The sequence below is a fragment of the Mesorhizobium sp. M0019 genome, assembly GCF_040323975.1.
Classification (GTDB): domain Bacteria; phylum Pseudomonadota; class Alphaproteobacteria; order Rhizobiales; family Rhizobiaceae; genus Mesorhizobium.
The window spans coordinates 171,501-190,274 of the sequence record NZ_JAMYVK010000001.1 but is presented as its reverse complement, the minus strand read 5'-3'; the positions used below and the strand labels follow the sequence as shown (position 1 = coordinate 190,274).

The following is an 18,774-nucleotide window of genomic DNA, read 5'->3' as shown; positions in this document are numbered from 1 at the left end:
GCGTTTATCACGTTTTGCAAATGTGAGGATTACTCACATTTTCAAACTGAGGAAAATCGACATGAACCCTACTATAACGAAACCAACTTTGATCCTCGGCGGCACCGGCAAGACCGGCCGTCGCCTCGCCGAGCGGCTGACGGCGCGGGGCCTGCCGGTACGGATAGGCTCGCGCTCGGGCACGCCACCCTTCGACTGGGAAAACAAAGCCACTTGGGAACCCGCGCTTGATGGTGTCGGCGCCGTCTACATCAGCTACTATCCTGATCTTGCGGTGCCCGGCGCGGCCGACACGGTCGGCGCCTTCTCTCGTCTTGCTGTGGAGTGTGGTGTGCGCCGGCTGGTGCTGCTGTCGGGGCGCGGCGAAACGGAAGCGCAACGTGCCGAAGAGATGCTGAAAGCCACATGCGCCGATTGGACGATCCTGCGCTGCGCCTGGTTTTCCCAGAACTTCAGTGAAGGCTTCCTCGTCGAATCTTTGGTGGAGGGCGAGGTGGCGTTGCCGGTCGGCAATGTCGGTGAGCCATTCGTCGATGCCGACGATATCGCGGAGGCCGCCTTTGCCGTACTAACCCGGCAGGGCCATATCGGCCAGCTCTACGAGTTGGCCGGGCCGCGGCTGCTGAGCTTCGCCGACGCGGTCGCCGAGATCGGCAGGGCCGCCGGCCGCGACATTCGTTTCAAGCGGATTTCAAACGCCGAGTTCACCGCCGCCATCGCCGAGCATGAGTTGCCGGCCGAGTTCGCGTGGCTGCTCAACGAGCTGTTCACCGAAGTCCTCGACGGCCGCAACGAGTCGCTGACCGACGGCGTCGAGCGCGTGCTCGGCCGCGCCCCAAAGGACTTTTCCGCCTACGCAACCGAAACCGCCTCAACCGGCATCTGGAGCAACTGACATGATCATGAAACTGCTTCCCACCCTCACCTTCGTCGCTGCCATTGGCTCAGGCGTTGTCGGCGGCGTTTTCTTCGCCTTCTCCAACTTTATCATGCCGGCGCTCGCCCGCTTGCCTGCCGGAGGCGGCATCGCCGCCATGAATTCGATCAACATCACCGTGATTACGCCGGCATTCATGACCGCACTTTTCGGCACCGGGCTGATCTGTCTTGTCCTCGCCGCCAGCGCTCTTATCGGCTGGAGCCAACCGGGTTCGTTCTGGCTTCTCGCCGGCGCCCTGATCTATGTCGTCGGCACTCCGATCGTGACGATGATGTTCAACGTGCCGCTCAACAACGCCCTGGCTGCGGTCGATCCGGCAAGCGCCAACGGCGCCGCCGTGTGGGCCACCTATCTCAAGGACTGGGTGATGTGGAACCATGTCCGCACCATCACCGCCATCGTGGCGCTGGGCTGCTTCATCTTCGCGTGGCGGTGAATGCAGGACGGAAGTGTAAAAGGCCTTCAGGCAGGATCTTTTGACTTATCGCCCTTGCGGTCGGCATGGCCGAGATCGCGATCCGGATCGATGACATCGCGAACCAGTTGCTTGAGCTTTGCGGCGTCGGGAAAACCGCCGTCACGCTTGCGGTCCCAGACCAGCGTGTCATTGCAGGAAATGGTGAAGATGCCGCCGGTGCCGGGCACCAGCGTCACCTCGCCGAGATCGGTGCCGAAGGTGGACAGCAGTTCCTGCGCCATCCAGCCGGCCCGGAGCAGCCACTGGCACTGGGTGCAATAGGTGATGCGGACGGTGGGCGCCTGTTCGCTCATGTCTCGGTCTCATCTGCGCGGACTGTGGTTACGGCAAATCGATCGTGTATCGGGTCGTTGCCAAGAGCTATGGATATTGCGATCCAGATCGGCCAGACCATAACTAAGACTAACGCAGCGTATGCACCGACAATCTCCAGCTGGGAGAAGTCCTGCGCGACCCCAGGAGCGCTGCCCCAAGCTTGAAAAGCGTACCACCCTCCTGTGGCCATTATAGGCAAAGCGCCGAGAAATTTCATTCCCTGCCGCCGAACAGCCTTTCGTACGGGTAGTCCGATTCTATTTTTGTCATCCTGGTCATGCACTATGAGCGCCGCGAACCGCTTGCCGATTGGCTGGCCAGAGGTCAACTCCATGACAAGGAGATAAGACGCGAGAACGACCAGTTCGAGGAAACCCAAATCCAATGCTGCCGGTCGGAAATTGCCCTGCGAATCCAAATCAAATGAGACGGAGGGATTTCCTTCAGACTGTGAGCCCGAAGCCGTTCCCAGGGCCCATTCGGCGACCGTCAAACCGAACAGCGACGTTCTGCATACCTGCCAATCGTAACGGGCAAGTGATGGATCACTTGCTCCGTTTAACGAAGCCGCCTGACATATTCTCCAGTTCAACCAAAAGCTGCCTTTGACTCCGCCGTCAGTCAGCAGAAACAAACCCGCTACCAGTGCGTAAAGAGGTATCAGGACGATAAGATAGTCGATGATCGAAGCGAACAGCCGGCGCCATATGTCACCCCGGCGAGGCCAGGACATCGCGTCAGCAAAACGAGCCTCGTCAGTGTCAGTCATCCGTCCCCCATCAGTAACTGACAGCTCTAGAAGAAAGATACGTGATCGGTGCGCGGCGTTCTGAACTTACGCCGCGCTGAGCTTTGCCAAGGTCTCCTCGTCGACCTCGAAATTGGCGTAGACGCTTTGCACGTCGTCGTCGTCCTCGAGCGTCGCAACCAGCTTCATCAGCGATTGTGCCCGCTCCTCGTCGACCGCGATATTGGTCTGCGGCTTCCAGATCGGCTTCACCGATTCAGCCTCGCCGAGCGCGCCTTCCAGCGCCTTCGACACTTCGCCAAGATTCTCGAAAGCGCAGTAGATCGTGTGGCCTTCCTCGTCCGACTGGACGTCGTCGGCACCGGCTTCGATCGCCGCGTCCATCACCTTCTCGGCGCTGCCGGCCGATGCCGGATAGTAGATCTCGCCGACGCGGTCCCACATGAACGATACCGAGCCGGTCTCGCCCATCGCCCCGCCCGCCTTGGTGAAGGCAGCGCGCACATTCGACGCCGAGCGGTTGCGGTTGTCGGTCAGCGCCTCGACGATCAGCGCGACGCCGCCTGGCCCGTAACCCTCGTAGCGCACGGCTTCGTAGGTCTCGGCATCGCCCATCGACGCCTTGTTGATGGCGCGCTGGATATTGTCCTTCGGCATCGACACCGCCTTGGCGTTCTGCACCGCAAGGCGCAGGCGCGGGTTCATCGATGGATCGGGCGTGCCGCTCTTGGCGGCGACGGTGATTTCGCGCGCCAGCTTGGAAAACATCTTCGACCGCACCGCATCCTGGCGGCCCTTGCGGTGCATGATGTTCTTGAACTGTGAATGGCCAGCCATGGCACCCCTGTCATCTTCTCGGCTAGAGCATCTGCCGCCTGGTGAACCACCCGGCATCTTGCAAAATGCTCGAATTCAAAATTTCAGAACGTCCTGCTGCGTCCCTGACGGACGGACGGCGCTCGCTGTCGGAATGGCCGGCTTATAGATAAATCGGCTCAATTCGTCCAGCCGCGCCATTGCTGCCGGCACGCAAGGCTTTCAAGATCCGAAAATCGGCAGGCTTCGGCAAACCTTTCATCCCTCAAGATCGGATTTCAGCCGGTCGAGGATGCTGATCGCGTGCGTGGCATATTGACTGATCCAGCGGTCGTGGATGTGCTTGATCGGCAGCGCGTTGAGATGGTTCCAGCGTTCGCGCCCCTCGCGCCGCGCCACGACCAGGTCGGCCTCCTCCAGCACCTTCAGGTGCAGCATGACCGTGCAGCGGTCCATGTCGGGGAAGGCATCGCACAACATGCCGGTGGTCTGCGGCGCATCCTTCAGCCGGTCCAGCAACGCACGCCGGCGCGGATGCGCCAGCGCCTTGAAAACATTGTCGTCTCGCGATTGGCTTGACATGTTATATATCTATAACATATCCTTGAGCCATTCAAGGAAGGAGCTGTGGATATGTCTCTTGGATTCAGGGTTTCTGGCCGCATCGGCAAACCCGTCGCCGAAGTCTTCGATGCGGTCGTCAATCCGAAGAAACTTAGCGGCTACTTCACCACGATCGGCGGCGCCAGCGCACTGCTGGTGGCGGGCGCCACCGTCATCTGGTGGGGCAAGGTTCCCGTCGAGGTCGACGAGGTGAAGAAAGACAGCCGCATCGTGCTGCGCTGGGATGCCACCGACGCCGACGGCAAGCCAGCCTACAAGACCCGCATCGAGATGAATTTCGAGCCGCTCGACGATGGCGGCACCTTCGTCACCATCGCCGAAACCGGCTGGCACGAGAACGCGGTCGGCCTGAAGAAATCCTACCTCAATTGCGAGGGCTGGTCGCAGATGCTGGCCTGCATGAAGGCCTATGTCGAATACGGCATCAATCTGCGCGACGGCTATTACCGCAGCGAGATGAAGGGCGAGCCGGCCAACGAGAACAACATCTGAAAAGCCACCAAGATGACGGAGGCCTGCGATGAAGCAAGTGACGCCATTTCTGATGTTCGAGGGCAAGGCCGAAGAGGCAATGACCTTCTATTGCGAGACGATCCCCGACAGCAGCGTCCTTGACGTCACACGTTACGGCTCCGGCGAAGACGGCCCGGAAGGAACGGTCAAGCTGGCGCGCGTGTCCATAAGCGGTCTGGAAGTGATGGTCTACAACAGCCCCGTGCACCATGTCTTCACGTTCACGCCATCGGTCTCGCTGTATGTGAATTGCTCCACGGAGGCAGAGCTGAACGGCATTGTCGAGGCTCTGGCCAAGGACGGCAAATTTCTGATGGCGCTGGACAATTATGGTTTCAGCCGCCGGTTTGCATGGCTCAACGACAGGTTCGGAGTCTCCTGGCAAATCAATTTGGCATAGCGAGTTCTGGACCGAACCGGCCAATCGAACCTGAACACGGCAATGGAGTCAGCAAATGACCGCGAAGATCACCGGCGGCATCAACATCGCGATGAAAGTCCCGCCGCATCAATACCAGGCAACGATCGCCTTCTATCGCGACGTCATCGGCCTGAAGCCATTCACGGCCAAATCGCCGGCCGTCGGGTTCGAACTCGGTCCCAATCGGCTGTGGATCGACGAGGCGCCGATGATGAGCCAGGCCGAGATCTGGCTGGAACTGTTCACCGATGATTTTCCGGCCGCTGCGGAGCATCTCGCCGAGGCCGGCGTCGTGCGCTGCGATGCCATTGAGGCACTGGGTGAAGGCTTTCGCGGCGGCTGGATCACCAATCCGGCCAACATCATTCACCTCGTGCGCGAACCCGATGCCTGGTGAACAGGGCGGCGCCGTGGAAAGGAGGACGCTATGAAAATCCGTGAAACACCGACCGCCGAAGCCGGCATGCTGATAAGGCGGCCGGTCGCCGACGTATTCGAAGCCTTCGTCGATCCGGCGATCACGACGAAATTCTGGTTCACCCATGGCAGCGACAAGTTGGACAGCGGCAAGGAAATCAGTTGGGAATGGCGCATGTATGGCGTCTCGACGACGGTCAATGTCAGTGAGATCGTCGATAACAAGAAGATCGTCATGCAATGGAGCGATCCGCCGACCACGGTAGTGTGGACTTTCGCCGAGATGCCGGGCGGCACGACCTTTGTCGAGGTCCGCAATTTCGGCTTTGTCGGCAGCCCCGATGAGCAGGTCAAGCAGGCGATCGGCTCGACCGGCGGTTTTGCGCTGGTGCTCGCCGGCGCCAAGGCGTGGCTGGAGCAAGGCGTGATGCTCGGCCTGATCGGCGACCGCCATCCGAAGGGTGTGCCGGGGAATTAGGTCAGCCGCGGTGGGCCATCCTCAGTGCCCGCCGCCTTTTGCCTTCTTCCGCCGCCGCGCCAGCATGTTGAGCCCTTCGACCAGTGCCGAAAAGCCCATGGCGGCGTAGATGTAGCCTTTCGGCACGTGGTAACCCATGCCGTCGGCGATCAGCGTCATGCCGATCATCAGCAGGAAGCCGAGGGCCAGCATGACGATGCTGGGGTTCCTGGCGATAAAGTCGGCCAGCGGCCCGGCCGCCAGCATCATCACGCTCACCGCCACGATCACCGCGATGTACATGATCGCGATTTCGTCGGTCATGCCGACGGCGGTGATGATCGAGTCGATCGAGAAGACGAGGTCGAGCAGCAATATCTGGAAAATCGCGCCGGCCAGCGAAAGCTGCAGCGTCTCGCCCATCATGGTGTCCTGGTGATCATCGAGATCGACCGTGTGGTGGATCTCCTTGGTCGCCTTCCAGACGAGAAACAGGCCGCCGGCGATCAGGATCAGGTCGCGCCATGAAAAGCCGTGGCCGAAGGCGGTGAATATCGGCGTCGTCAGTTGGACGATGATTGAGATGGTGGCCAGTAGGATCAGCCGCATCACCAGCGCGGCCGAGATGCCGAGCCGCCGGGCGCGGGCCCGCTGCGCTACCGGCAATTTGTTGGTCAGGATCGAGATGAAGATCAGATTATCGATGCCGAGCACGACCTCCAGCACGATCAGCGTCAGCAGCGCGACCCATGCCGTCGGGTCGGAGACAAAGGCGAAATGCGGCGCCAGGAATTCGACTTGCTGCATGGAGGTCGTCCCCTCTACGATCTAGAGCAGTTTCGCCGGCAATTGGGTATTGCAAGCGTCTATATCAATGTCACGACCAGAAGGATGGAGCCGTTTCCTCCAGCCGCGGGCCGCGGCGAAACGGCGCGATCCGTTCGGTCAGGCCGCTACGGTCGGAAATGTCGACGCCGACGCCGCACAATGTCGCCGGTCCGGTCGACGCCTCGAAGCGGCCTTTCGGCACCTTGGACAAGAACCGGTTGAGCGGCTCCTCCTTGTCCATGCCGAGCGAGGAATCGTAATCGCCGCACATGCCGGCATCGGAAATATAACCGGTGCCGCCATTGAGGATCTGGTGATCGCCGGTCGGCTGATGCGTATGGGTGCCGACAACAAGGCTGGCACGGCCGTCGACGAAATGAGCGAAGCACATTTTTTCCGAGGTCGCCTCGGCATGGAAATCGATGACGATCGCATCGGCCTGCTCGCCAAGCGGGCAAGCGGCAAGTTCGCGCTCGCCGGCCTGGAACGGATCGTCGAGCTCGGGATGCATGAACACCCGGCCCATGATGTTGGCGACCAGCACGCGCGCGCCGTTCCTGGCGATGTAGACGCCTGAGCCGCGCCCCGGCGTACCCTTGGGGAAATTAGACGGACGCAGGAAGCGCTCTTCGCGCGGCGCGAAAATCAGCGCATCGCGCTGGTCCCAGACATGGTTGCCGGTGGTGACGACATCGGCGCCGGCCGAGATCGTCTCGCGAAAAATTTCCTCGGTGATGCCGAAGCCGCCGGCGGCGTTCTCGCCATTGACGATGACGAAGTCGAGCTTGAAATCCGAGATCAGGCCAGGCAGTTGTTCCCACACCGCCGTACGTCCTGTCTTGCCGACCATGTCGCCGAGAAAGAGAAGTCTCATATAAGCGTGATCCCGAACCGAAGGTCAGCGAAGCAACAAGCTGCATGATTTTCGGAAAAGACCATGCGTCCAGGAACTTATCTACAATTTCGGCGCGAAGCGACGCAACCCGCTCTCGGTGAGTATTTCCGGAATGATCACGTCATGCGGCTCGTCAGGCACCACGGCCACCTCCTGGCAGTCGAAGGCAATGCCGATCAGCCGCGGCTGCTGCCCCTTGTCGACCAGCCGCGCGATCGCCCGGTCGTAATAGCCGGCGCCATAGCCGATGCGGTGGCCGCGCGCATCGAAGGCGGCAAGCGGCACCAGCATCAGCTGGGGATCGAGCACCTCGGCTTCCTCGTGTGGCCCGACGGTGCCGAAGCCCATGTCGACCATCGGCGCGCCGCGCACCAGTTCGCGAAAGACGATGATGGTTTTGTCGAGAATGGCCGGCAGGCAGAGCCTTGCCCCCTTTTCGCGCAAGGCAAACATCAGCGGCCGGACGTCGACTTCCGAGCGCATCGGCCAGAAGCCTGAGACGATCTGGCCCGGCGCGACGGTGATCCGGTCGCGCGCCGTCTCGGCCATTTCGAGTGCTGCCTCCACCCGCCAGAAAGGATCGAGCGCGTCGCGGCGCCCGAGGGCTTGGTTGCGGAGATTTTTTTTCAGGTCTTTTGGGGATGTCATGCGCCGACGTTAGAAAAGGTCAGATTTGGATGGAGTTTTACGAGCGACGTTTTGGAGGAGCGGGGCGAACTTTTCGTTCGTGAGAGCACCGCACAAAGCGGCGCGACGACAAGATCCGCCAGACATGGCCTTTTCGATAGGTGACGATCCACACAACCGGTGGAGAGAGCGATCCCGGGAACCTACAAAGTAGGTGGGCGCCGTATGAGAAAACCCACGGGTCTTCCCAGGGACAGCTCCCTAGGGATCATTAAGGCCCCGGGGAAAATGTTCTCCTGCCGGGAAGCGCAGACCGTCTCCGCCAATATAGGCAGACGGCAGACCAAGCGCCAGAGAGACGACATGTTTCGAGTCTTAAATCGACGCAGAACCGCTCGACGAGGGTCGCGCCGGCAAGATCCCCGCTTTGCCAGCAGCGCCTTGCACAGCGAAGGCCGCGTCCTTAGGGTCGCGCGATGAACCCGGGAGCAAAAATGCGTTTCGAAGGCACGGCAGCCTATGTTGCCGACAAGGATCTGATGGTGGCGGTCAACGCGGCGATCGCGCTGGAGCGGCCGTTGCTGGTCAAGGGCGAGCCCGGTACCGGCAAGACCGAACTTGCCCGCCAGATGGCGGCGGCGCTCGGCCTGGATCTGATCGAATGGCACGTCAAGTCGACCACGCCGGCGCAGCAGGGCCTCTATGAATATGATGCCGTCTCGCGGCTGCGCGACAGCCAGCTCGGCGACGAGCGCTTCAACGACATCCGCAATTACATCAAGCGCGGCAAGCTGTGGGACGCCTTTGCTGCCGGCAAGAAAGTCGTGCTTCTGATCGACGAGATCGACAAGGCCGATATCGAGTTCCCCAACGATCTGTTGCAGGAACTGGACCGGATGGAGTTCTTCGTCTACGAGACCGGCGAGACCATCCGCGCCACCGTCCGGCCGATCGTCATCATCACCTCCAACAACGAAAAAGAGCTGCCGGACGCCTTCCTGCGCCGCTGCTTCTTCCACTACATCCGCTTTCCCGACGTCGAGACGCTGCACAAAATTGTCGACGTGCACTATCCCGGCATCAAGCAGAACCTGGTGCGCGCCGCACTCACGCAATTCTATGAAATCCGTGACGTGCCGGGCCTCAAGAAGAAGCCGTCGACCTCCGAGGCACTCGACTGGATCCGCCTGCTGGTCGCCGACGACATCGCGCCCGAAGACCTGCGCGCCGACCCGAAGAACGCGCTGCCGAAACTGCACGGCGCCTTGCTGAAGAACGAACAGGACGTGCATCTGTTCGAGCGCCTGGCTTTCATGGCGAGACGGCAGGGGTGAGGGGCCGGTCGGCCGGAAGCCCACGAAGTCACCGGACAGCGCTTTCCCGGTGCTGGACCGTTGCCTCCAGCCGGGCACGGAGGCAGCTTCAGGTTGCCGACTTCAGAGGGAAACGAAATGACCGAGATCACCGTCCGCCCGCTTGTGCAATCCGACCACGCCGATTGGCGGCGTCTTTGGACCGCCTATCTCACCTTCTACGAAACCAAGCTGCCGGAAGAGGTTTACGCCGTCACCTGGAAGCGGCTGTTCACGGCGGGTGAGTTCGAGCCGAAGGGTTTCATCGCCGCCCTCGACGGCAAGGCCGTCGGCCTGACGCACTATCTCTACCACCGCTCCTGCTGGTCGCAGATAAACAACTGTTATCTGCAGGACCTGTTCGCCGACCCCGATGTGCGCGGCAAGGGCGTCGGCGCCGCCCTGATCGAAGCGGTCAAACAGGAAGCCGGCAAGATCGGTGTCAAGAACGTCTACTGGATGACCCACGAGACCAACACCACCGCACGCAAGCTCTACGACCACGTGGCGCGCAGGACCGGCTTCATCGAATATGATCTGCTGTAGACGGTGAGATGTTCATCCCCTTCTTCCTCGAACTGAAGGCAGCGCGGGTTCCGGTCTCGCTCCGCGAATATCTGTCGCTGCTGGAGGGGCTGGAGGCCGGGCTGGTCGACTATGATGTCGAGGGCTTTTACTATCTCGCCCGCGCCGCTCTGGTGAAGGACGAGCGCCACATCGACCGCTTCGACCAGGTCTTTTCGCACATCTTCAAAGGTGTCGAGGCGCAGGCCGGCGAAAACGCGGTCGATGTCGCAAACATCCCGGAGGAATGGCTGCGGAGGCTCGCTGAAAAGCACCTCTCCGACGAGGAGAAGAAGCTGATCGAGGCGCTGGGCGGCTTCGGAAAGCTGATGGAGACGCTGAAGAAGCGGTTGGAGGAGCAGAAGGGCCGGCATCAGGGCGGTTCGAAATGGATCGGCACCGGCGGCACCTCGCCCTTCGGCGCCTATGGCTACAATCCCGAAGGCGTGCGCATCGGCCAGCACGAGAGCCGCAACCGCCGCGCGGTAAAAGTCTGGGACAGGCGCGAGTTCAGGAATTTCGACGATGCCGTCGAACTCGGCACCCGCAACATCAAGGTCGCGCTGAAGCGCTTGCGCCGCTGGATGCGCGAAGGCGCCGAAGAGGAATTCGACCTGCCCGGCACCATCCACGCCACCGCCGAGCACGGTTATCTTGACGTTAAGACACAACCCGAACGTCGCAATGCCGTGAAGCTGCTGATGTTCTTCGATGTCGGCGGCTCGATGGACGACCATGTCAGGAGCGTCGAGGAGCTGTTTTCGGCCGCCCGCGCCGAATTCCGCCAGCTCGAATATTTCTACTTCCACAACTGCCTCTACGAAGGCGTGTGGAAGGACAATCGCCGCCGCCATGCCGAGGTGATTCCGACCTTCGATCTCCTCCATAAATATGGCCCCGACTACAAGGTGATCGTCGTCGGCGACGCCTCGATGAGCCCCTATGAGATCGCCCAACCCGGCGGCTCGGTCGAGCATTGGAACAAGGAGGCCGGTGCCGTCTGGCTCGACAGGCTGCTGCAGCAATGGCCGAACGCCATTTGGCTCAATCCGGAAGACGCGAAGAACTGGGGCTATACCCATTCGATTGCCATGATCCGCGATATCTTTGGCGGCCGCATGTTTCCGCTGACGCTCGCCGGCCTCGAAGCCGCGACGAAGCAACTTTCAAGGAAGCACTGAATGGATCCACGCAAAACAGGACGGTCGACCTGTTTCCTTTGCCTGCAATGCGGTGTCCAGTTCGCGGCGACAGCGACGCCGCCGCGACATTGCCCGATCTGCGAGGACGAGCGGCAATATGTGCGCTGGGAGGGCCAGGCCTGGACCACGCCGGAAGAGCTCGCCGCCGGGCATCGGCTCGTGATCAAGGATGATGCCGGCGTGCTCGCCTTCGGCATCGAGCCGCGCTTCGCTATCGGCCAGCGCGCATTGCTGGCGCAAACGCCGCACGGCAATGTGCTGTGGGACTGCATCTCAATGGTAAGCGACGAGGCGGTGGCGGAGATCAACCGCCGGGGCGGCCTGGCCGCCATCGCCATTTCGCACTGCCATTATTATTCGGCAATGGTCGAATGGAGCGCGGCGTTTGGCGGCGTGCCGATTTATCTGCACGCCGATGATCGTCAGTGGATCATGCGGCCGCATCCGGCAATCATCAGCTGGGAAGGCGAGACGCGCGCCATAAACCCGTCGCTGACGCTCATCCGCTGCGGCGGCCACTTTGCCGGTGGCCAGGTGCTGCACTGGAAGCACGACGGCGGCAATGCGATGCTGGCCGGCGACATCCTGCAGGTGACGCCGACTCGCCGGCATGTCAGCTTTATGTACAGCTATCCGAACTATATCCCGCTCAACGCGACGAAAGTGCTCGGCATCAAGGCCGCGCTGGAGCCTTTCACGTTCGACCATATCTACGGCGCATGGTGGAACCAGAACGTCATCGGAGATGCAAAGGCGGCATTTTCAGCATCGGTTGCGCGCTATCTCGCGGCCATCGCCTGAGGAATTCGTCGCAGCAGGATAGGAAATACGAGCAAACGCCGTAGCAAATGCCTATTTCAGGCGAAGTTGGGAAGGCAACCCAAATAGCGACATAAGCTAAGAGGAAAAAATGGACAGCCACACCTACCCCGTCACCCGTACCGATGCCGAATGGCGCGCCCGGCTGACGCCTGAGCAATATGCGGTGATGCGCAACCACGGCACCGAGCGGCCGGGAAGCTGCGCCCTGCTGCACGAGAAGCGCGCCGGCACCTTTTCCTGTGTCGGCTGCGACCAGCCCTTGTTTGAATCCAAGCTGAAATTCGAGAGCGGCACCGGTTGGCCAAGCTTCAACGATCCGGTGCCGGGCTCGGTCGAGACCACCGTCGACCGCAGCTACGGCATGGTCCGCACCGAATGCCATTGCGCTCGCTGCGGCAGCCATCTCGGCCATGTCTTCGACGACGGCCCGCCGCCGACCGGCCTGCGCTATTGCATCAACGGCGTGGCGCTCAAATTCGAGCCGGCCGCCTGATCGTCAGGCCACGACCACCAGGATCAGCCACAACGTGGCGCCAAGCGTCATCAGCGAGGCCTTGGTGCCACTCGATTTTCCGGCAGTTCGCCAAACGGCAAAGGTCAGGAAGATATTGTAGGGCACCGGCGCGAAATGCACCGCCAGGACGAGCGCAAGCGGCAGCTTCAGCCCGAGCAGAATGAGTGCCGCCACCGACGACGCGACGTTGATCGCTGTGCCGACAACAACCAGATCGCGCCAGAACAGCCGATCGAGCGGCACCATGCTCAGCCAGCGTGAGCGGAAGAAGGCGGCAACGCGCGACATGATCGTCATCGATCGACCGGCTCCCTCGCTCTGCTCACCAGAGCGATTCTAAGGATTGCGTCTGGAAACCCTGCTTTATTCCTGACCCAGAACTTCGGCAATCGCGCGCTCGAAACGCGAGGCTTCCGTCACCAGCCAGTCGGTCATCGCCGGCCAATTGTCTTCGGCAAAACAATTCACCCGCCACATCGAATTGATGCCGAGGCCGTCGCAACTTTGTTCTGGCCTGAGCTTCAGCCTGTCTTCGATGGCCGGCTGGAACGGCTTCAACCGCGACCAGGCTTGCGTGGCACCGAACTTCTCGTTGCGGCCGAAGAAGACGCCGACATGATTCTGCGCAGGCGCGACATACATGGAAAGGACCAATGCGAAATCGGGCAGCCCACGCTGCCAGAACCACGGTCCGCGCCTCGCCAGCAGAGCCCTTTCATCCGGATGCCGTTCCGCGAACAGCGTCCAGAAGCTGCGTTGGCGGAATTCAGAGGCGCGGCGGCCGCCAAAATCGAATTCGCTCATGGCTGGAATCCATGGTCAGAACCGCTTCTCCCGCGATCGTCTCCGGCGCCGAGGCCGGCCTTCACACCATGCCGAGCGCGGCCTTGTACAGATCGAGAATGGATTCCTCTTCCTGCCGCTCGGCCTGGTCCTTCTTGCGCAGCCGGATGATCGACCGCATCGCCTTGGTGTCGAAGCCGGTGCCCTTGGCCTCGGCGAACACTTCCTTGATGTCGTCGGCAATCGTCTTTTTCTCTTCCTCGAGCCGCTCGATGCGTTCGATGAAGGCGCGCAGCTGGCCGGCGGCAACAGTCTGGCTGGTCTCGGTGATGTCGTCGGCCATAGTCTTCTCTCCGCGTCGTTTTCTCACCGCGACTCGGGGTGACCCGAGCGGCGAATTGCAGCGGTTCGATGCCCGACCGGGCGCGGCGGGTCAAGGTGCTATCGATGCGGCATGAAGGGTTGCTGCCAGGCGCCGACAAGGCTGTCTGATGCCGGCCTATTCACCCGAACGCGATCAGCAGATCCTTGGCATCGATCTGGTCGCCGGCCTTGACCAGCACCTCGGCTATGGTGCCGTCGCGTTCGGCATGCAACGCCGTTTCCATCTTCATCGCTTCGATCGACAGCAGCACGTCGCCGGCCTTCACCGCCTGGCCGGCAGCGACCGCAAGCGCCGAGACGACGCCAGGCATCGGCGCGCCGACATGCGCCTCATTGCCCGGCTCCGCCTTGCGCCGTGCCTTGGCAGCGGACGCGCCATGCGCCCGGTCCGGCACCTTCACCCGGCGCGGCTGCCCGTTGAGCTCGAAGAACACGGTGACCATGCCCTTTTCGTCGACATCGCCCATGGCAAGGCAGCGCACCACCAGCGTCTTGCCTTTTTCGATGTCGACGAAAATCTCGTCTTCCGGCTTCATGCCGTAGAAATAGGTCGGCGTCGGCAGCACGCTGACCGGCCCGTAGGTCTCCTGCGCGGCGGCAAAATCGGAAAACACCTTCGGATACATCAGCCACGACGCGAACTCGAACTCGCTGAGCTTGCGCTCGAGCTTTTCCTCGACCTCCGCGCGACTGGCCTTGAGGTCCGCCGGTTTGAGCAGCGAACCCGGCCGCACCGTGATCGGCTTTTCGCCCTTCAGCACCTTCTTCTGCAATGGCTTTGGCCAGCCGCCCGGCGACTGGCCGAGATCGCCGCGCAACATCGACACCACCGAATCCGGGAAGGCGATGTCCCTCGCCGGATTCTCGACGTCGGCGACGGTCAGGTCCTGGCTCACCATCATCAGCGCCATGTCGCCGACGACCTTGGACGACGGCGTCACCTTGACGATGTCGCCGAACATCAGATTGACGTCCTGATAGGTCTGCGCCACTTCGTGCCAGCGTGTCTCCAGCCCGAGCGAGCGCGCCTGTTCCTTGAGGTTGGTGAACTGACCGCCCGGCATTTCATGCAGATAGACCTCCGATGCCGGCCCCTTCAGGTCGCTTTCGAAGGCTGAATACTGGTTGCGCACCGCCTCCCAGTAGAACGAGATGTTCCTGATCCACTGCGGGTCGAGGCCCGGATCGCGCTCGGTGCCCTTCAGCGCCTCCACGATCGAACCGAGGCACGGCTGCGAGGTGTTGCCGGATAGCGAATCCATCGCCGCGTCGATGGCGTCGACGCCGCTCTCCACCGCCGCCAGCACGGTTGCCGCCGACAGGCCGGATGTGTCGTGGGTGTGGAAGTGGATCGGCAGGTCCGTCGCCTCGCGCAGTGCCTTGAACAGCACGCGGGCAGCGCTCGGCTTTAGAAGCCCAGCCATGTCCTTGACGGCGATGATATGGGCGCCTGCCGCCTGCAATTCCCTGGCCAGGCCGACATAGTATTTCAGATCGTATTTGGCCCGCGCCGGATCGAGTATGTCGCCGGTATAACAGATCGCCGCTTCGATCAGTCTGCCCTCGGCGCCGACCGCATCCATGGCCACGCGCATGTTCTCGACCCAGTTCAGGCAGTCGAAGACCCGGAACAGGTCGATGCCGCCGGCAGCGGCCTGGCGAACGAAATGCTGGACGACATTGTCGGGATAGTTGGTATAGCCAACGCCGTTGGCACCGCGCAGGAGCATCTGCAGCAGAAGGTTGGGTGCTGCCTCGCGCACCAGTGACAGCCGCTCCCATGGGTCTTCGGTGAGAAAGCGCATGGCGACGTCGAATGTGGCGCCGCCCCAGCATTCGAGCGACAAAAGCTGCGGCAGAGCACGCGCATAGGTGCCTGCAATTCCGGCGATGTCATAGGTGCGCATACGCGTCGCGAGCAAGGATTGATGCCCGTCGCGCATTGTCGTGTCGGTGACCAGCACCTCTTTTTGTTCGCGCATCCACGCGGCGAATTTCTCCGGCCCGAGCACGTCGAGCTTCTGCTTGCTGCCTTGAGGCACATTGCCGTTGAGATATGGCACCACCGGTGGCGCCGCATCGGCCTTTGGCTGCGGCCGGCCGCGCGTCTCGGGATGACCATTGACCGAAACGTCGGCAAGGTAGTTGAGCAGCTTGGTCGCGCGGTCCTGCCGCTTCACACTGGCGAACAGTTCCGGCGTCGTGTCGATGAACTTGGTGGTGTAGGAATTGTCGGCGAAGCTCGGGTGATTGATGATCGCCTCGAGGAACGTGAGGTTGGTCGCCACGCCGCGGATGCGGAATTCGCGCAGCGCCCGGTTCATGCGGGCGATGGTCTCGGCCGGCGTCGGCGCCCACGCCGTTACCTTTTCCAGCAGCGGATCGTAGAAGCGGGTGATGACCGCGCCCGAATAGGCGGTGCCGCCATCAAGGCGGATACCGAAGCCGGTGGCACCGCGATAGGCGGTGATGCGGCCATAGTCGGGGATGAAATTATGCTCGGGATCTTCCGTGGTGATGCGGCACTGCAGCGCGTGACCGTTGAGCCTGATGTCCTTCTGCGCCGGAACGCCCGATTCCGCCGTGCCGATGGCAAAGCCATCGAGGATATGGATCTGCGCCTTGACGATGTCGATGCCGGTCACCTGTTCGGTGACGGTGTGCTCGACCTGGATACGCGGATTGACCTCGATGAAGTAGAATTTTCCGGTGTCGGCATCCTGCAAGAACTCGACCGTGCCGGCGCCGATATAGCTGGTTTCGCGCGCGATCCTCAGCGCGTAGCCGCAAAGCTCCTCGCGCTGTGACATTTCGAGGTAGGGCGCCGGCGCCCGCTCGACCACTTTCTGGTTGCGACGCTGGATCGAACAATCGCGCTCGAACAGGTGCACGGCGTTGCCATGTGTGTCGCCCAGCACCTGCACCTCGACATGGCGCGCGCGCTCGATCAGCTTTTCGAGATAGACCTCGTCCTTGCCGAAAGCGGCCTTCGCCTCACGCTTGCCTTCCATCACCTCGCGGGCGAGATCGGCCTCGGACCGGATGGCGCGCATGCCCCGGCCGCCGCCGCCCCAGGACGCCTTGAGCATCACCGGGTAGCCGATCGTCTTGGCGAGTTCCTTTACCGCCGCCATGTCGTCCGGCAAGGGATCGGTAGCGGGAATTACCGGCACACCGACTTCGATTGCGAGATTGCGGGCGGCGACCTTGTTGCCCAGCCTGCGCATCGTATCCGGCTTTGGCCCGATGAAGATGATGCCGGCCTTGGCGCAGGCTTCGGCGAATTCCGGGCTTTCCGACAGCAGGCCGTACCCTGGATGGATGGCATCGGCGCCCGATAGCCTGGCGACGCGGATAACCTCCTCGATCGACAGATAGCTTTCGATCGGCCCCATATCCCTGGCCAAATGCGGCCCGCGCCCGACCTGGTAGCTTTCGTCGGCCTTGAAGCGATGCAGGGAGTATTTGTCCTCCTCTGCCCAGATCGCCACGGTTTTGAGGCCGAGCTCGTTTGCCGCGCGGAAGACGCGGATGGCTATTTCGGAGCGGTTGGCGACAAGGATCTTCGAGATTGCCAAGGACAGGGCTCCGGACGCGGGGAAGGGAACTGCCGGACATGATTAGCGCGAAAATGCTGCAGTGCAAACAAAATCGAAAAGAGGATTAAACCGATTTAATTTGATCTATCGCGCTGACACATTGCGTGTCGATCCGAAGAACGCCTGGGCAGTTCCGATCCAGGCTTTCGGGAACTCTCATAAAAAATGCCCGGCGCGAGGCGCCGGGCATTCTCATGTAGCAACGTCCGGTTATTTGCCGGGTGCGTTCTCGACATAGGTGTACTTGCCGTCGTCACCCTTCTTCCAGGTGTACATGACGTAGTCAGGACGGGTGATATCGCCCTTCGTGTCGTAGCCGATCTCGCCGATCGCGGTCTTCCAGGGGCCGGCCGACTTGATGGTCTCGGCTACCTTCTGAGCGTCATCGGCTGAACCGGTCTTGGTGATGGCGGCCGCGATGATTTCCATCGCCGCGTAGGAGTAAAGGGTATAGGCCTCAGGCTCGAAGCCGGCCGCACGGAACTTCTCGACGAGTTCCTTGGCGTTCGGATTCTTGCGCGGATCCGGAGCGAACGTCATCAGCGTGCCCTCGACGGCGTCGCCGGCGATGGAGGCCAATTCGTTCGACACAATGCCGTCGCCGGACATGAAGGTTGCCTTGAGGCCCTGGTCAGCGAGCTGGCGTATGATCAGGCCGGCTTCGGTGTGCAGGCCGCCATAGTAGACGACCGAGACGCCCGCGTCCTTCATCTTGGCGATGAGGGCCGAGAAATCCTTGTCGCCGACATTGATGCCTTCATACATGGCCTCAGTCACGCCGTTGGCTGCGAGCGCCTTCTTGGTTTCGTCGGCGAGGCCCTGGCCATAAGGCGTCTTGTCATGGATGACAGCGATCTTGGCATCCTTGAAGTTCGCGGCGAGATAGTCGCCAGCGACCTTGCCCTGCTGATCGTCGCGTCCGCAGGTGCGGAAGGTGTTCCACATGCCACGTTCCGTCAACTTCGGATTGGTCGCGGCCGGCGTGATCTCAAGGATGCCGTTCTCGGCGTAGACTTCCGACGCCGGGATCGAGACGCCGGAGTTGAAGTGGCCATCGACATACTTGACGCCGTCGGCGACGAACTTGTTGGCGACCGAGATGCCTTGCTTGGGATCGGAGACGTCGTCGCCGACTTCAAGCTTGAGCTGCTGGCCAAGAACGCCGCCGGCCGCATTGATATCGGCGACTGCCTGTTCGGCACCCTTCTGAAGCTGGGCGCCGAACGCTGCGTTCGGACCGGTGATCGGACCGGCAACGCCGATCAGGATGTCAGCCCACGCGTTGCCGCTGAACGCGACAAGCGCGGTCAGGGCGACGGCGGACAAAAGTGACTTTTTCATTGAAACGCTCCCATTTACCGAGTGGGCGTGGATGTTGCTTTCATGCGATGCCCACTCTTGCTCGCAGAAAGAGTACTTTGCCGATTTTCAGGCACTTGTCACGCCGATTCATCCCTGAAACGCCGTTAATGATA

23 protein-coding genes and 1 other RNA gene are annotated in these 18,774 nt (G+C 61.5%); 11 read left to right on the top strand and 13 right to left on the bottom strand.

Annotated features, from left to right (window positions below):
* Nucleotides 1–61: 61 nt before the first annotated feature.
* Nucleotides 62–895, top strand: a complete 834-nt coding sequence (locus NKK47_RS00905) for a Rossmann-fold NAD(P)-binding domain-containing protein (protein WP_352574691.1) — start codon at nucleotides 62–64, stop codon at nucleotides 893–895.
* A 1-nt stretch (nucleotide 896) separates the two neighbouring features.
* The gene (locus tag NKK47_RS00900) at nucleotides 897–1,376 is read left to right on the top strand and encodes an anthrone oxygenase family protein (RefSeq protein ID WP_352574689.1); all 480 of its coding nucleotides are present in this window, start codon (nucleotides 897–899) and stop codon (nucleotides 1,374–1,376) included.
* Between the two features lie 26 nt (nucleotides 1,377–1,402).
* Here NKK47_RS00900 and NKK47_RS00895 read toward each other — a convergent pair whose 3' ends face one another.
* The 4 genes from NKK47_RS00895 to NKK47_RS00880 all read right to left on the bottom strand — a co-directional run bounded on the left by NKK47_RS00895 (nucleotide 1,403) and on the right by NKK47_RS00880 (nucleotide 3,879).
* Nucleotides 1,403–1,711 carry an Rdx family protein gene (locus NKK47_RS00895; protein ID WP_352574687.1) on the bottom strand — a complete coding sequence of 103 codons (309 nt, stop codon included), beginning with the start codon at nucleotides 1,709–1,711 and terminating at the stop codon, nucleotides 1,403–1,405.
* Nucleotides 1,708–2,502 (bottom strand): RDD family protein, encoded by a 795-nt coding sequence (locus NKK47_RS00890; protein WP_352574686.1) that lies wholly within the window; start codon nucleotides 2,500–2,502, stop codon nucleotides 1,708–1,710. The genes NKK47_RS00895 and NKK47_RS00890 overlap by 4 nt, the downstream gene beginning before the upstream one ends.
* A gap of 66 nt (nucleotides 2,503–2,568) precedes the next feature.
* A complete protein-coding gene (locus tag NKK47_RS00885) occupies nucleotides 2,569–3,318 on the bottom strand; it encodes a YebC/PmpR family DNA-binding transcriptional regulator (protein ID WP_023678028.1) in 750 nt (249 codons plus the stop codon).
* 237 nt (nucleotides 3,319–3,555) lie between these two features.
* On the bottom strand, nucleotides 3,556–3,879 hold the full coding sequence (locus NKK47_RS00880; protein WP_023678030.1) for an ArsR/SmtB family transcription factor: 324 nt from the start codon (nucleotides 3,877–3,879) through the stop codon (nucleotides 3,556–3,558).
* A gap of 51 nt (nucleotides 3,880–3,930) precedes the next feature.
* Here NKK47_RS00880 and NKK47_RS00875 point away from each other — a divergent pair, with 51 nt between their 5' ends.
* Genes NKK47_RS00875 through NKK47_RS00860 form a run of 4 tightly spaced genes read left to right on the top strand, consistent with a single transcriptional unit; the run spans nucleotide 3,931 to nucleotide 5,750 of the window.
* Complete coding sequence (locus tag NKK47_RS00875) at nucleotides 3,931–4,413, top strand: SRPBCC domain-containing protein (protein WP_352574684.1); 483 nt, start codon at nucleotides 3,931–3,933, stop codon at nucleotides 4,411–4,413.
* Between the two features lie 28 nt (nucleotides 4,414–4,441).
* Entirely contained in the window at nucleotides 4,442–4,834 is a 393-nt protein-coding gene (locus NKK47_RS00870) for a VOC family protein (RefSeq protein WP_352574682.1), read from the top strand.
* A gap of 55 nt (nucleotides 4,835–4,889) precedes the next feature.
* Nucleotides 4,890–5,252 carry a VOC family protein gene (locus tag NKK47_RS00865; protein WP_023678033.1) on the top strand — a complete coding sequence of 121 codons (363 nt, stop codon included), beginning with the start codon at nucleotides 4,890–4,892 and terminating at the stop codon, nucleotides 5,250–5,252.
* 30 nt (nucleotides 5,253–5,282) lie between these two features.
* Nucleotides 5,283–5,750, top strand: a complete 468-nt coding sequence (locus NKK47_RS00860) for an SRPBCC family protein (protein WP_352574681.1) — start codon at nucleotides 5,283–5,285, stop codon at nucleotides 5,748–5,750.
* 21 nt (nucleotides 5,751–5,771) lie between these two features.
* On the opposite strand, the gene NKK47_RS00855 is transcribed toward NKK47_RS00860, so the two are convergent.
* From NKK47_RS00855 to ssrS, 4 genes are all read right to left on the bottom strand, one after another.
* Nucleotides 5,772–6,536 (bottom strand): TerC family protein, encoded by a 765-nt coding sequence (locus NKK47_RS00855; protein WP_352574679.1) that lies wholly within the window; start codon nucleotides 6,534–6,536, stop codon nucleotides 5,772–5,774.
* 70 nt (nucleotides 6,537–6,606) lie between these two features.
* A complete protein-coding gene (locus tag NKK47_RS00850) occupies nucleotides 6,607–7,431 on the bottom strand; it encodes a TIGR00282 family metallophosphoesterase (RefSeq protein WP_023678036.1) in 825 nt (274 codons plus the stop codon).
* Nucleotides 7,432–7,512: 81 nt separating this feature from the next.
* The gene (locus NKK47_RS00845; RefSeq protein WP_023678037.1) at nucleotides 7,513–8,100 is read right to left on the bottom strand and encodes a 5-formyltetrahydrofolate cyclo-ligase; all 588 of its coding nucleotides are present in this window, start codon (nucleotides 8,098–8,100) and stop codon (nucleotides 7,513–7,515) included.
* Nucleotides 8,101–8,241: 141 nt separating this feature from the next.
* Nucleotides 8,242–8,397: non-coding RNA, 6S RNA (gene ssrS / locus NKK47_RS00840), on the bottom strand.
* 176 nt (nucleotides 8,398–8,573) lie between these two features.
* Here ssrS and NKK47_RS00835 point away from each other — a divergent pair.
* From NKK47_RS00835 to msrB, 5 genes are all read left to right on the top strand, one after another.
* Nucleotides 8,574–9,413, top strand: a complete 840-nt coding sequence (locus NKK47_RS00835; RefSeq protein ID WP_352574677.1) for an AAA family ATPase — start codon at nucleotides 8,574–8,576, stop codon at nucleotides 9,411–9,413.
* A 117-nt stretch (nucleotides 9,414–9,530) separates the two neighbouring features.
* On the top strand, nucleotides 9,531–9,977 hold the full coding sequence (locus tag NKK47_RS00830; protein ID WP_352454922.1) for a GNAT family N-acetyltransferase: 447 nt from the start codon (nucleotides 9,531–9,533) through the stop codon (nucleotides 9,975–9,977).
* A gap of 8 nt (nucleotides 9,978–9,985) precedes the next feature.
* Nucleotides 9,986–11,176 (top strand): vWA domain-containing protein, encoded by a 1,191-nt coding sequence (locus NKK47_RS00825; protein WP_352574675.1) that lies wholly within the window; start codon nucleotides 9,986–9,988, stop codon nucleotides 11,174–11,176.
* Nucleotides 11,177–11,998 carry an MBL fold metallo-hydrolase gene (locus NKK47_RS00820; RefSeq protein ID WP_352574673.1) on the top strand — a complete coding sequence of 274 codons (822 nt, stop codon included), beginning with the start codon at nucleotides 11,177–11,179 and terminating at the stop codon, nucleotides 11,996–11,998.
* A gap of 109 nt (nucleotides 11,999–12,107) precedes the next feature.
* Complete coding sequence (msrB, locus tag NKK47_RS00815; RefSeq protein ID WP_352489224.1) at nucleotides 12,108–12,512, top strand: peptide-methionine (R)-S-oxide reductase MsrB; 405 nt, start codon at nucleotides 12,108–12,110, stop codon at nucleotides 12,510–12,512.
* Between the two features lie 3 nt (nucleotides 12,513–12,515).
* On the opposite strand, the gene NKK47_RS00810 is transcribed toward msrB, so the two are convergent.
* The 5 genes from NKK47_RS00810 to NKK47_RS00790 all read right to left on the bottom strand — a co-directional run bounded on the left by NKK47_RS00810 (nucleotide 12,516) and on the right by NKK47_RS00790 (nucleotide 18,640).
* Nucleotides 12,516–12,830 carry a hypothetical protein gene (locus tag NKK47_RS00810; RefSeq protein WP_352574670.1) on the bottom strand — a complete coding sequence of 105 codons (315 nt, stop codon included), beginning with the start codon at nucleotides 12,828–12,830 and terminating at the stop codon, nucleotides 12,516–12,518.
* A gap of 66 nt (nucleotides 12,831–12,896) precedes the next feature.
* Nucleotides 12,897–13,337 (bottom strand): hypothetical protein, encoded by a 441-nt coding sequence (locus NKK47_RS00805; RefSeq protein WP_352574668.1) that lies wholly within the window; start codon nucleotides 13,335–13,337, stop codon nucleotides 12,897–12,899.
* A 61-nt stretch (nucleotides 13,338–13,398) separates the two neighbouring features.
* Nucleotides 13,399–13,659: a DUF2312 domain-containing protein gene (locus NKK47_RS00800; RefSeq protein WP_023719653.1), complete on the bottom strand. Its 261-nt coding sequence runs from the start codon at nucleotides 13,657–13,659 to the stop codon at nucleotides 13,399–13,401.
* A gap of 160 nt (nucleotides 13,660–13,819) precedes the next feature.
* The gene (gene pyc, locus NKK47_RS00795) at nucleotides 13,820–17,278 is read right to left on the bottom strand and encodes a pyruvate carboxylase (protein ID WP_352574666.1); all 3,459 of its coding nucleotides are present in this window, start codon (nucleotides 17,276–17,278) and stop codon (nucleotides 13,820–13,822) included.
* 231 nt (nucleotides 17,279–17,509) lie between these two features.
* Complete coding sequence (locus NKK47_RS00790; protein ID WP_352574664.1) at nucleotides 17,510–18,640, bottom strand: branched-chain amino acid ABC transporter substrate-binding protein; 1,131 nt, start codon at nucleotides 18,638–18,640, stop codon at nucleotides 17,510–17,512.
* Between the last annotated feature and the right edge of the window lie 134 nt (nucleotides 18,641–18,774).